The sequence below is a fragment of the Nocardia implantans genome (genome assembly GCF_035544775.1).
GTDB lineage: Bacteria > Actinomycetota > Actinomycetes > Mycobacteriales > Mycobacteriaceae > Nocardia > Nocardia implantans.
The window spans coordinates 56,911-69,412 of record NZ_JAYKYQ010000010.1; the positions used below are offsets into that span (position 1 = coordinate 56,911).

General features: G+C 69.6%; 11 protein-coding genes. 7 read left to right on the forward strand and 4 right to left on the reverse strand.

The features are described 5' to 3' along the window. Position 1: 1 nt before the first annotated feature. The 3 genes from U3653_RS23185 to U3653_RS23195 all read right to left on the reverse strand — a co-directional run bounded on the left by U3653_RS23185 (position 2) and on the right by U3653_RS23195 (position 2,908). Positions 2-1,441, reverse strand: a complete 1,440-nt coding sequence (locus tag U3653_RS23185; RefSeq protein WP_323124764.1) for a TnsB C-terminal domain-containing protein — start codon at positions 1,439-1,441, stop codon at positions 2-4. 30 nt (positions 1,442-1,471) lie between these two features. Beyond that, a complete protein-coding gene (locus U3653_RS23190) occupies positions 1,472-2,056 on the reverse strand; it encodes a recombinase family protein (protein WP_195078853.1) in 585 nt (194 codons plus the stop codon). Between the two features lie 213 nt (positions 2,057-2,269). Then, positions 2,270-2,908, reverse strand: coding sequence for a TetR/AcrR family transcriptional regulator (locus U3653_RS23195; protein ID WP_195078854.1), 639 nt, complete (start codon positions 2,906-2,908; stop codon positions 2,270-2,272). Between the two features lie 127 nt (positions 2,909-3,035). Here U3653_RS23195 and U3653_RS23200 point away from each other — a divergent pair, with 127 nt between their 5' ends. Then, entirely contained in the window at positions 3,036-3,917 is an 882-nt protein-coding gene (locus U3653_RS23200) for an alpha/beta fold hydrolase (protein WP_195078855.1), read from the forward strand. 131 nt (positions 3,918-4,048) lie between these two features. Here U3653_RS23200 and U3653_RS23205 read toward each other — a convergent pair whose 3' ends face one another. After that, the gene (locus U3653_RS23205) at positions 4,049-5,425 is read right to left on the reverse strand and encodes a DUF349 domain-containing protein (protein ID WP_195082159.1); all 1,377 of its coding nucleotides are present in this window, start codon (positions 5,423-5,425) and stop codon (positions 4,049-4,051) included. Between the two features lie 240 nt (positions 5,426-5,665). On the opposite strand from U3653_RS23205, the gene U3653_RS23210 reads away from it, so the two are divergent. The 6 genes from U3653_RS23210 to U3653_RS23235 all read left to right on the forward strand — a co-directional run bounded on the left by U3653_RS23210 (position 5,666) and on the right by U3653_RS23235 (position 11,941). Next, positions 5,666-6,430, forward strand: a complete 765-nt coding sequence (locus U3653_RS23210; protein ID WP_195082160.1) for a class III extradiol ring-cleavage dioxygenase family protein — start codon at positions 5,666-5,668, stop codon at positions 6,428-6,430. Beyond that, positions 6,427-7,359 carry a tRNA (adenosine(37)-N6)-dimethylallyltransferase MiaA gene (gene miaA, locus U3653_RS23215; RefSeq protein WP_323124440.1) on the forward strand — a complete coding sequence of 311 codons (933 nt, stop codon included), beginning with the start codon at positions 6,427-6,429 and terminating at the stop codon, positions 7,357-7,359. The genes U3653_RS23210 and miaA overlap by 4 nt, the downstream gene beginning before the upstream one ends. Next, positions 7,356-8,192, forward strand: coding sequence for a TrmH family RNA methyltransferase (locus U3653_RS23220; protein WP_195082161.1), 837 nt, complete (start codon positions 7,356-7,358; stop codon positions 8,190-8,192). The genes miaA and U3653_RS23220 overlap by 4 nt, the downstream gene beginning before the upstream one ends. 33 nt (positions 8,193-8,225) lie before the next feature. Then, complete coding sequence (dapF, locus tag U3653_RS23225) at positions 8,226-9,107, forward strand: diaminopimelate epimerase (RefSeq protein ID WP_195082384.1); 882 nt, start codon at positions 8,226-8,228, stop codon at positions 9,105-9,107. A 191-nt stretch (positions 9,108-9,298) separates the two neighbouring features. Further along, entirely contained in the window at positions 9,299-10,726 is a 1,428-nt protein-coding gene (hflX, locus tag U3653_RS23230) for a GTPase HflX (protein ID WP_195082385.1), read from the forward strand. Positions 10,727-11,044: 318 nt separating this feature from the next. After that, on the forward strand, positions 11,045-11,941 hold the full coding sequence (locus U3653_RS23235; protein ID WP_195082162.1) for a lysophospholipid acyltransferase family protein: 897 nt from the start codon (positions 11,045-11,047) through the stop codon (positions 11,939-11,941). The last annotated feature ends 561 nt before the right edge of the window (positions 11,942-12,502 follow it).

Consider the following 12,502-nt stretch of genomic DNA (forward strand, 5'->3'; position numbering starts at 1 on the left):
ATCACTCCTCGGAGTAGGCGCGCAGCCGCGGTCCGGGCGGCGGTGACGCGGGTTCCGGGCGCACCGGTGGGGCGGGTGCGGGGAGGTAGTCGGTGACGACGGTGATGCGTTCGTTGATCTGCTGGCGGATCCTGTGGCGGTAGGCGCGGCGGGCGGCTTGGATGTCTTTGAGGCCGATGGTGTCACCGCTGTGGTTCGGGTCGATTGCCGTGCACAGGAACCGATTGCGGTGGAAGACGCGGAGGGCTGTGATGTCGCGTGGGTCGTAGCGGATGGTGACGGTTTCGCGGACGTAGGCGGCCAGGGTGGGGTGTAGGTAGCGCAGGCCTTGGAAGTGGATGCCGTCGCGGTGCACGACGCGCGGGGTGGCGGCGGTGACCAGCAGCAGGTCGAGCTGTTCGAGACTGTCGGGCATGCGCGGCAGCCAGCCGTCAGCAACCCACGCCTGCTGCGGCGAGGCGCCGATTTCGGAGTGGGTGCGCTGGTGGTAGGTGGCGGTGACGAACCGGTTGATCGCCTCGTCGAGCTGGCGCAGCGACAGTGCCGGTGCAGTGACCGGCTTGCCAGCCACGAGGTGGCCGGGCAGCTCGGTGAGTAGTTCGGTGTTGATACTGCCGAAGAAGCGCTCGATTTTGCCGCGGCCTTGGGGTCGGGCGACGGTGGAGTGCACGATCTGGAACTTCAGATCGGCGGCGACCTGGGCGAGGTGTTGGCTGGTGAAGTCGCTGCCGTGGTCGACGTAGAGGGTCTCGGGGATCCCGCACATCGGCCAGCCCGGGTCGGGTTTGGTCCAGATCGCCTGCCGCAGCGCCAGCGAGGTGTTCAGCGCCGACGGTGCGCCCAGGTTGACGGTGTAGCCGGGCACCGCGCGCGAGCAGTCGTCGAGCACCACGGTCAACCAGGGCCGCCGGTTGCGGCCGGCCTCGACCACGAGGATGTCGAGCTGGGTGTGGTCGGCCTGCCACATCTGGTTCGGGTGCTCGGCGCGGCGGCGGTAGACCAGCTCGTAGGTGTCACGGAAGGCGGCGGCGCCGTCGTGGGCGAGGGTGAGCATGGCCGGGTCGAGGTCGGTGACGATCGCCCGAACAGTGCTGTAGGACACCGGCGTCCATCCCTGCTCGGCGGCGACGCGAGCGGCGCGGCGGGTGATCGCCGCCAGCGACGGGCGCGGGCGGCGCAACGCCATTGCTTCGATCAGCCGCACCAGCTCCGGATGCGTCCGTCGGCTGGAGCGCCGGCGGTGGGTCGGAGCGAGTCCGGTCAGTCCCGCGCTGCGGTAACGGTGCAGCCATCGTTGCGCGGTCCGCAGCGGCGTGCCCGACGCAGCCGCGGCGCGGGTGAGGGGGACGTCGTCTTCCAGGTACGGCCGTAGCACCTCGAGCCGGTTCATCGCCTGCCGCCGGTCGGCCTCGCTCAATTCGGTCAGTCCGCCGCTTGTCATGGCTCACCCCGCTTCCGCGCTGCCCGCTGGTCACATTGTCGCGCCCGCCGCAACCAGGTGGCGGTAGATCGTGGGGCGGGTGACGCCGAATTCGGCGGCGATCTGCGCGACGGTGTAGCGGCGCTTGCCGGTCTCGTCGAGCTCGTCGTACATCGCCCGCGCCAGCTGCACCTGTCGGGGGCCGAGTTTCGGCTTCTGGCCGCCGGTGCGTCCGCGGGCGCGCGCGGCGGCCAAGCCGTCGCGGGTGCGTTCGGACATCAAGGCGTGCTCGAATTCGGCGATGGCGCCCAGGATCTGGAAGAACATGCGCCCGACCGCGGTGGAGGTGTCGATGCCCTGGTCCAGAACCACCAGGTCCACGCCGCGGTCCTGCAGCGTCTTCGACAGCTCGATCAGGTGCTCGAGAGAGCGGCCGAGCCGGTCGAGTTTGGTGACCACCAGTTGATCGCCTTCCCGGTTGGCCACCAGCAGCGCCTTGTCGAGTTCCGGACGGGAGGCGAGCTTGCCGGACACCTTGTCGAGGAAGATCTGCTCACACCCGGCCGCGGTGAGCGCGTCGTGCTGGGCCTCGGGATGCTGATCGCGGGTGGAGACCCGCCCGTAGCCGATTCTCATGCACGGAATGTATCGGTAACCCCCGACAGGTTGACGTTGCCGCGTACACGGCATCCTTTACACGCTCGGCCTGCGGAAACGCTCTGCGGCACAAAGTGTCTCGTGAACGATCGTTCGTGAGACAAAGCTATAAGTGACGCAAAGCTGGCTTGCAGCAAGCTCGCGGTTGCCCTTTGGTCGATGAGGCGGTATCGGACTGCTGTCCGGTGGCGCTCAGTTCGATGCCGACCGGGTCGAGTCGGTGTCTGCGGTGTTTGTCTCCAGCACGCGATCGAGCAGATGGTCGATGAGTTCGAGCGCGGATTGTGGGGTGATGAAGTTCTGGAGCATGGCCTGGGCCAGTCCGCCGATCGTCATGGTGATGAGTTCGGCGTCGCGTTCGGGGACGTTCGTGCCCGACCGGCCGGAGCTTCGGGTGCGCCGGAGTTGGTCGGTGACGATCGAGACGAGGGCGTGGGGCGCGGCGAAGGTTTCTTCGGCGGTGATGCCTCGGCTGGCGATCGCCGCGGTCGCGAACACGTTGAGCACGATGACTTCTTCCCGGCGCTGCTCGTCCAAGGGCAGCAGTTCGGTGAGGACCGCGTGAATCGCCGCTCGGGGTGTGGCCTCGGGCCCCAGTGCGGTCCACCGTTGGTGGAATCGGGCTCCGGCGTCTTGCATGACCGATCGGTGGGTCGCCAGCAGGAACTCGTTCTTGGTCCCGAAGTAGTACTGCACCAGCCGTATCGAGATCCCGGCCTCGGCGGCGACCGATTGGAAGGTCACCGCTTCCAGGCCGCCGGTGACGATGACTCGGCGCACGGCATCGGTGATCTGGCGGCGCCGCACTTCATGGTCGACCAATCGTGGCACGGGAACCTCGTCTTCATCGTCTTGTGGCGTTCTCAGCACTAGATGGTATGCCCATACCGCATAAGTGGTACGTACATATCATCTAGATGATATGTTCATGCCATCAAGCGGATGAAAGGGTCGTCCAATGCCGAAACTCGGGAAATTCACCAGCGAGGAAGCGAAAGTGAGCTTCCTGCGCGCCTACGATGCGGTCGCCGTAAAGTGGCCGGTGCCTTCGACTCAGATCGACGTCGAGACATCGTTCGGGACGACCCGAGTGCGCAAATCGGGAAACGGTGCGGGTGCGCCGATCGTGCTACTGCCGGGTATCGGGGGAAACGGTCAGGTGTGGTGGCGGTTCATCGCGGAGCTGTCCCGCGGTCGCGTCGTCTACACACCGGACGTCATCGGCTGGGCAGGCCATTGCACACAAACCGCCCCCCTGCGCGATACCGAAGACATCGCGACGTGGATGGCCGAGACGCTCGATGGACTCGGCGTCGATCGTGTCCATCTGGCCGGAAACTCTCTCGGAGCATGGCTTGCGACCGCCATCGCGGTACATCGCAGCGATCGACTGGCAACTCTGACCATGCTCGAGCCCAGCGCGTCGACCTTCGCCAAACCGCGCCCTAGCCTGCTGTTCAAATTCTTGATGGCCGGGATGCGGCCGACGCCCGAACGGATGCGGAAGTTCAACAATTGGCTGATGCCCGGCTTCGAACTCGACGACGAAGAATTCGCCCTGGCGCTCGCCACGACCAAATTCCGGCCCGGCATGCCATGGGACCGCCCGTTCACCGACGAGCAACTGGCACTCATCACCGTCCCGACTCTCGTGCTCTTCGGAGCCGAAACGGTAGTGAACGACCTCGAACACACGGCAGACCGCGCCCGCCGACAGATCCGGTCGGCCGAGGTCGAAATCTACCCCGGAGTCGGACACGACCTGCTGTGGGCCAACCCCGAGCAGATCATTCCCCGCTACCTCACCTTCGTCGGCAACCACGACCAGATCCACGCCTGACCCATACCCACCCGGACTACGCGGTCCTCGCCACTCGCGTCACCTGGCAGCGCGAGAACACCGCCACTCATCGCTGCGATTCACAACAGCGGCCCCTCCCGGTCGGAAGGGGCCGCTGTCGGTGTCCGGTGTCAGCGGTTGCTGACGGCGCCCTCGGCGGCCTCGGCCCACTCCCGCCACTGCTTGGCCTGTTCCAGCGCCTTCTCCGCGTCGCGGGCCTTGCCCGCGGCCTGCGCTTTCGCGGCCTGCTCCTCGAACTGCGCCACACGCTCACGGAATTGGGCGGCGCGGGCCATCGCCTCCGGATCGGTGCGCCGCCACTGCGCGTCGACGGCGTCGCGCACGCGCTTCTCGATCGCCCGCAGCTTGCCTTCCAGTTCCTGCATGCGCTCGCGCGGGACCTTGCCGATGGCGTCCCACTTGTCCTGGAGTTCGCGCAGCGCGCCGCGCGCGGCTTCCAGGTCGGCGGACGGATCGATGAAGGCGTAGGCGTTCAGCAGTTCCTCCTTGGCGGCGGCGTTCTGCTCGAACTCGGCGTCGCGCTCGGAGACCGCGGCGTTGCGCGCGGCGAAGAAGACGTCCTGGGCGCTCTTGAAGCGCCGCCACAGCGCCTCGTCGGCCTCGCGCGGTGCGCGACCGGCGGCCTTCCACTCGGTGAGCAGGTCGCGGAAGACGCTGGCGGTGCCCACCCAGTCGGTGGAGCCGGACAGCTCCTCGGCCTGCACGCACAGTTCTTCCTTGCGCGCCTTCGCGGCGGCGCGTTCGCGATCCAGTTCGGCGAAGTGCGCGCCGCGGCGCCGGTTGAACGCCTCGCGCGCCTTGGAGTAGCGCTTCCACAGCGCGTCGTCGACCTTGCGGTCCACGCCGCGGATGGACTTCCACTCGTCGAGGATCTCCCGCAACCGATCGCCCGCGGCCTTCCACTGGGTGGACTCGGCGGCGATCTTCTCCGCCTCGGCGGCCAGCGCCTCCTTGCGTTCGGTGTGCTCGTGCCTGGCGCGCTCCTTCTCTTCCTTCGCGTGCGCGGCGGCTTCCTCGGAGTGTTCGGCGATGGCCTGCAGGCGCCGGGCCAGGCCCTCGATGTCGCCGATGACGGCGGCGGTCGGCAGCGACTCGGCCAGCGCGACGGCGGCGGCCTTGGTCTTGCGCGCGTCCGCGCCCGCCGCCAGCCTGGCCTCCAGCAGGGCGACCTCGGTGGCCAGATCGTCGAACCGGCGGCCGAAGTGGGCCAGGCCCTCCGCGGCGTCACCGGCCTGCCACGAGCCGACCTGGCGCTCGCCCTCGGCGGTCTTCACCCAGGCGGTGCCGTCTTCGTCGACCCGGCCCCACAGGCTCGGATCGGAGACGGTGGGTACGACGACGGGATGGGGATGCTGCTGGGCCGGGCCCGGGGCGGGTTTGACCGCGTGCGGTTTGGGCGGTTGAATCGAGCGGCCCGGTTTCGGGGCACCGGAAGAACGGGGCATCTTGCCGGGGCCGGCTTTCGCGGTTCCGTTGCTGTCGGTCATTTTTCCTCGTCCCTGCCGCGCGTCACGGCTGCCTGGTTACGCCCTAGCTCATCCCATTCAACCCGGTCCGAGCCCTTGTGACCATCGATCCACGCCTTCCCACGGAGGAATCCCGGGGATTCCAACCCCTGATGACCTGGGTTGTAGCTCCTCGAACACTATCAATCCTGGCGGTGTTTCCGGCAGAGACACTCGAAGCCGAGCGGCGCCGGTGCTCCGGGCAACGACTACGGTTACGACGTGTTCTCCGTCGCCGCCCTCGTCCCTTCGCCGCCCGTGCTGGTTCCCGAGCTGTGCGGCGGCCTGACGGACGCGGCGGGAGCAGGGGATTCGGACCCGCGCGCGGTGCTGCGGTCGGCGGTGCTCGACACCGTGCGCGCCGTCGCGGCCGTGACGAGCCGTTGGACGGTGGTCGGCGTCGACGCGGATGACCGCACGTTCGGTGCGGAGACCGTCGGCACGTTCCGCGGCTTCGGCGTGGACGTGCGGGTCGGCCTCTCCGATGCCGCGGTCGCCGGGGGGAGCCCGGCCGATGCCGGGTTGCCGCTGGCCGTGCTGATCGGCGCGTGGTTGCGCGGGCAGGTGGCCCCCGGCGCGGTCGCCGAGGCGAGCATCGTCGCCGCGGGCGCGCCCGCGCAGCATTGCCAGGAGTACGGGGCGAAGCTGCGGGCGGAGCTGGACGGCGACGACGAGCCGCACGGCGTGCTGGTCGTCGCCGACGGGGCGGCGACGCTGTCCGTCAAGGCCCCCGGCTATCTCGACGAACGGGCGCGTCCGGTGCAGGACCGGCTGGACCACGCGCTGAGCACCGGTGATCGCGCCGCGCTACGGGCACTAGACCCCGAGTTGTGCGCAGAACTGGGCGTTGCGGGCCGCCCGGCCTATCAGGTGCTGGCCGGACTGTTCCGCACCGACCCGCTGGTGGAGACGCGGTACCGCGACGCTCCGTTCGGCGTCGGCTACCACGTGAGCCTCTGGCGGCCCGCGGGAGACGACGCGCCGTGACGGACCCAGCCATCACGCCGATCGCGGTCGTCGGTCCCACCGCCACCGGCAAATCCGACCTCGCTCTCGACCTGGCCGAACGACTCGGCGGCGAAATCGTGAACATCGACGCCATGCAGCTGTACCGGGGCATGGACATCGGCACCGCGAAGCTGCCCGTCGCGCAGCGCCGCGGCATCCCGCACCACCAGCTCGACGTGCTCGACGTGACCGACACCGCGTCCGTGGCCGCCTATCAGGCGGCGGCGAGCGCGGACGTCGTCGCGATCATGGGGCGCGGCCGGGTGCCGGTCATCGTGGGCGGCTCGATGATGTACGTCCAGGCGCTGCTGGACCAATGGGAGTTCCCGGCCACCGATCCGGCCGTGCGGGCGCGCTGGGAGGCGGTGCTCGCCGAGCAGGGCGTCGCGGCGTTGCACGCGGCGTTGCGCGCGGCCGATCCGGTGGCCGCGGCCACCATCCTGCCCACCGACGGGCGCCGCATGGTACGTGCGCTGGAGGTCGTGGAACTCACCGGACGGCCGTTCGCCGCCTCCGCGCCGACCATCGGGCGGCCGCGCTGGGGCACCGTCGTCATCGGCGTCGACCGGGAGACCGCGGCGCTGGACGCGCGCATCGAGCGGCGCACCGCGGCCATGTTCGAAGGCGGGCTGGTGGAGGAGGTACGTGGCCTGATCGAACGCGGCTTGCGGGAGGGCGTGACGGCCCGCCGGGCCATCGGCTACGCACAAGTCCTGGCCTATTTGGACAACGAATACGACCTGAACCACGCTCAGGAACGCACCCTCATCGGCACCCGGCGCTACGTGCGCAGGCAACGCTCCTGGTTCCGGCGCGATCCCCGGGTGCGGTGGGTGGACGGCGCCGCCCCGGACCCGGCCGCGACGGCGCTGGCCCTGCTCGACGAGAAAGAACGGACTTCGCAGTGACCCGACGTGTGAGCACGCGCAACGCCTCCGTCCAGGTGTGGGAGGCCTACCTCAACAATCGCACCAAGCGTCATCGCGACGGCCGTTTCCTGGTGCAGGGGGTCCGTCCGATCACGCAGGCCCTGGCCAACGACTGGCCGCTGGAAACGCTGCTGTACCGCCTCGGCGGCCCCGAGCTGTCCGGCTGGGCGCGCGAAGTGCTGGACACCAGCGGCGTTCCGCAGGTCGGCTTGGTGCCCGAGCTGATGGCCGAGCTCGGGGAGAAGTCCGGCGGAATACCGGAACTGGTGGCGGTCGCGGAGTCGCGACAGCCCGAGCTGGAGACCTTCGAACCGGGTGAGCCGGGGGAGGACGCGCCGGTGGTCGTGGTGTTCGACCGGCCCAACTCGCCGGGCAACCTGGGCACGCTGATCCGCTCGGCCGACGCGTTCGGCGCCAGCGGCGTCATCGTCACCGGCCACGGCGCCGACCAGTACGACCCCCAAGCGGTGCGCGCCTCGACCGGTTCGCTGTTCGCCGTTCCGGTGATCCGCGCCGCCGGGCCCGCGCAGGTGATGGAGTTCCGCAACCGGCAGATCCGCCGTGGCATACCGACGCGCATCGTCGGCACCGACGAGCACGGCAGCCACGCCGCCTACGACTACGACTTCACCGACGCCACCATCCTCGTCGTCGGCAACGAGACCAGCGGCATGAGCGCCGCCTGGCAGACGGCCTGCGACGACCTGGTGCACATCCCGATGGGCGGCACGGCCAGCTCGCTGGGCGCGCCATCGGCGGCCGCGGTGGCGCTCTACGAAATTTCCCGGCAGCGCCGGACGTTTGCCAAGTGACGACGAGACAGGGAGACATCGCACGTGCCGGACATCGAGTTCACCAAGGGCCACGGCACCGAGAACGATTTCGTGGTGCTGCCGGACCCGCGGGCCCGCCTCGCGCTGACCGCCGAGCAGGTCGGCGCGCTGTGTGATCGCAGGCGCGGGCTCGGCGCGGACGGCGTGCTGCGGGTCGCGCGGGCCGGTGCCCTGCGGGACGCCGGTGTGCTCTCGGCGCTTCCCGACGGCGTGGCAGCAGACGACTGGTTCATGGACTACCGCAACGCCGACGGCTCGATCGCCGAGATGTGCGGCAACGGGGTGCGCGTGTTCGCGCACTACCTGCACGCGTCGGGACTGGAGACCCGCGACAGCTTCGTCGTCGGCAGCCGCGCCGGCGCGCGTCCGGTCACCGTGCATGCCGGGAACTCGGTCACCGGGGATGTCACCGTCGGCATGGGCCGGGTGCGCGAACTCGGCCCGTCCACCGCGACCATCGCGGGCTGGGCACTTGCCGGGATCGGCATCGATGTCGGCAACCCGCATCTGGCCTGCGTCGATGCGGGCATGTCCGCCGACGCGCTCGGAAAGCTCGACCTGACCGTGCCGCCCGGCTTCGATCCGGATCTGTTCCCGCACGGAGTGAACGTGGAGATCGTCACGGCGCTGGACGCCGAGGCGTCGGTGGACATGCGGGTCTACGAGCGCGGTGTGGGCGAAACGCGTTCCTGCGGAACGGGTACCGTCGCCGCGGCCGCCGCGGCGCTGGCCGCCGACGGCTTCCGGATCGCCGAGGATTCCGGCCGGGTGACGGTCCGGGTGCCGGGTGGTGAACTGACCGTCGGGCTCGAGCGCGGCTCGGCGTGGCTGCGCGGTCCGTCGGTGCTGGTGGCCACCGGCCGCCTCGCCGGATCGTGGTGGGAGGGCCGGTAGCGGCGTCGCGCCCGGATAACCGCGTGCGTGCTGCGGTGATGTCGTGGCAGCATGGATGGTGTATGAGGAAATCAGAGACGTATGAATTCACTCCGGCGGACGCGGACGACCGCGCCGCCGATGCGGCCGACGACGCGGTGACGGGCGAAGAGGCGGTGACCGGCGACGTCGTCGCCGAGCACCGGGCACGGATGCAGCGTTCGGGCTGGTCGGCCGATCCCACCACGGGTGAACTCCAGTTGGAGGACCGCAGCTCGCTGCGCCGCGTCGCGGGCCTGTCCACCGAGCTCACCGACATCACCGAGGTCGAGTACCGGCAGCTGCGCCTGGAGCGCGTCGTGCTGGTCGGGGTATGGACCACGGGGACCGCCACGCAGGCCGAGGCCAGCATGGCCGAGCTGGCCGCGCTCGCCGAGACAGCGGGCTCCGAGGTGCTGGAAGCGCTGATCCAGCGCCGCGACCGGCCGGATCCGGCCACCTACATCGGCTCCGGCAAGGCCGACGAGCTGCGTTCCGTGGTGCTGGAGACCGGCGCGGACACCGTCATCTGTGACGGTGAGCTGACCCCGGCCCAGCTGACCGCCTTGGAGAAGGTGGTCAAGGTCAAGGTGGTCGACCGCACCGCGTTGATCCTGGACATCTTCGCCCAGCACGCCACCTCCAGGGAGGGCAAGGCGCAGGTCTCGCTGGCCCAGATGGAGTACATGCTGCCCCGGCTGCGCGGCTGGGGTGAGTCGATGTCCCGGCAGGCCGGTGGCCGCGCCGGTAGCAACGGCGGCGTGGGCCTGCGCGGTCCCGGTGAGACCAAGATCGAGACCGATCGCCGTCGCATCCGCGAGCGCATGGCCAAGTTGCGGCGGGAGATCCGCGAGATGAAAACCGCGCGCGACACCATGCGAGCGCGCCGCACCTCGAGCGGCATCCCGTCCGTGGCGATCGTCGGCTACACCAACGCCGGGAAGTCGAGCTTGATGAACAAGCTCACCGGCTCGGGGGTGCTGGTCCAGGACGCGCTGTTCGCCACCCTCGATCCGACCACCCGCAGGGCCGAGCTGGACGACGGGCGCGAGGTCGTCTTCACCGACACCGTCGGCTTCGTGCGGCACCTGCCGACCCAGCTGGTCGAGGCGTTCCGCTCCACCTTGGAGGAGGTGACCGGCGCCGACCTGCTGCTGCACGTGGTGGACGGCTCCGACGCGCTACCCGCCGAGCAGATCAAGGCGGTCCGCGAGGTGATCACCGATGTGATCAAGGAGTCCGGCACGCCTGCCCCGCCCGAGCTGCTGGTGGTGAACAAGACCGACGCCATGGGGCCGACCGAGCTCACGAACCTGCGTGCGCTGCTGCCCGACGCCTCGTTCGTCTCCGCGCACAGCGGCGACGGCATCGACGCGCTGCGCGAGCGGCTCGCCGAGATGCTCGGCGGCTTGGACGTGGAGATCAGCGTGCTGTTGCCGTACACGCGCGGTGACCTGCTCGCCCGCATCCACGCGGACGGTCGCATCCTGGGCTCGGATCACGAGGAGGGCGGAACCCGCGTTCGCGCGCGCGTCCCGCACGCTCTGGCCGCCGCCCTGTCGGAGTACGCGCACGCGGGGACCGACGGTACGCGGGAGTAGGCGAGTATCCCGGATCTCACCCCAGCGCGATCGGTGGGCGAGGAGGTGGGAGGCGGTCTCGCCGCCGAACCCGCTGGCGCCGACCGGGTGGACTCCGTCCGACGCCACCAACGCACAGGTCCCCGCCGGGCGCACGAACCACACCGGTCCGGTCGGGACGTGGCCGTCACCGAAGTGCGGGTTCGCGACGGGCTTGCCGGGACAGCGAACAAGCTGGTCATCACCCGGATCGGGCGTGTCGCGGTGCGACGCGCACATCCGGTGCGACGCAGTCGATTTCGTTGCGCTATCGTCATCGAATCGACATCAGGAGGGTTCATGTCGGACGCCAGCTCCGATTCCCGCGCTCGGCGCTCCGGCGCCGCGAACAGCGCCGACCCGGCGCTCACCGACGGCGCGCCGCTGTCGGTTTCGCTGACCGACACCGATCTGCGGGTGATCGACACCCTGCTGGCGCCGCTGCGCGCCTGGACCAGTCCGCGCTTCTACGGCTTGGAGAACATCCCGGCCGACGGCCCGGTGCTGCTGGTCGGTAACCACAATCTGCTGGGCGGCATCGACGCACCGCTGTTGCTGCCCGAGGTGCTGCGCCGTCGCGGCCGCCTCATCCGCGGTCTCGCGGAGAACGTGCTGATCAACGTGCCAGGTGTCCGTCACCTGCTGCACCACTACGGCGCGGTGCGCGGAACGCGGTCGAACTGCCTGTCCTTGCTGCGGCGCGGCGAGGCCGTGCTGGTGTTCCCCGGCGGCGGCCGGGAGGCGGTGCGCCGCAAGAACGAGAAGTACCTGCTGAAGTGGGAAGGGCGCAGCGGTTTCGCGCGCATGGCCATCGAGGCGGGCGCGCCCATCGTTCCGGTCGCGATGATCGGCGTCGACGACGCGTACGACATCGTGGTCGACGGCGACCATCCGCTCCTGCGCCCGCTGCGCTGGACCGTGGAAGCGCTGGGACTCAGCCGCGACCTCACCCCGCCGCTCATCCGCGGCGTCGGCCCCACCGTCATTCCGCGCCCGGAGCGCTTCTATTTCTCCGCGGGCGCGCCCATCGACCCGGCGCCGTGGCGCAACGCGGGCGACATGCACGCCGCCGCCGTGGAATTCCGCGACGTGGTGCGCAAAGCGCTGGAGGAGGAGATGAACTTCCTCTTCGCCGAGCGGGCACGCGACGAAGGACGCACTCTGGTGGGCCGTTTGCGCGGTTGGTTGAAACGCTGACCTCGGCTCGGTCGGTCGCGATCCGACCCGGCGCCGGGCTCGCGCTCACCAGCGCAGGACAAGCCTTGGTTTCGCCATCGACCAATTCTCCGGTCGGTGCGAAGCCCAGCGAGCGTTAGAAGCCATCAGGGCTGCCCGGCCCGCGGCCGTAACTGGTGTAGAGCGCTCGCACACTTCGTACACGGTCTCCGCGGTGATCCTGCGCAGTTCCACGATGCGCTCGTCGACGGCTGAAGGACCCATCCGCTCTTGGTACCCGAGCACGCACGGGGGTTCAACGCAATTTGCGAACCACCCGCGGTGTCCGGTGCGCCGACGGACCACTCGCTCCGACGAACCTCGTTGCGAATCGTCGGCTCTGCGGAACAACGTCGAGCGGTGTCGTGCTGCCGCGAAGGTCTCGACCGTTTGCCGGGAATCTCGTCCGCTGATCTCTACCCGGTCCGCCGCTCCTGGTGAGACCATGGTTTCAGCCCCAGAAGTGAACAGGGATTCTCGCTCCGGGTACGGTATGGGGCAACGACTGGTCGGTGTGGACCGGCCGGTGTGGTCACTAGGAGG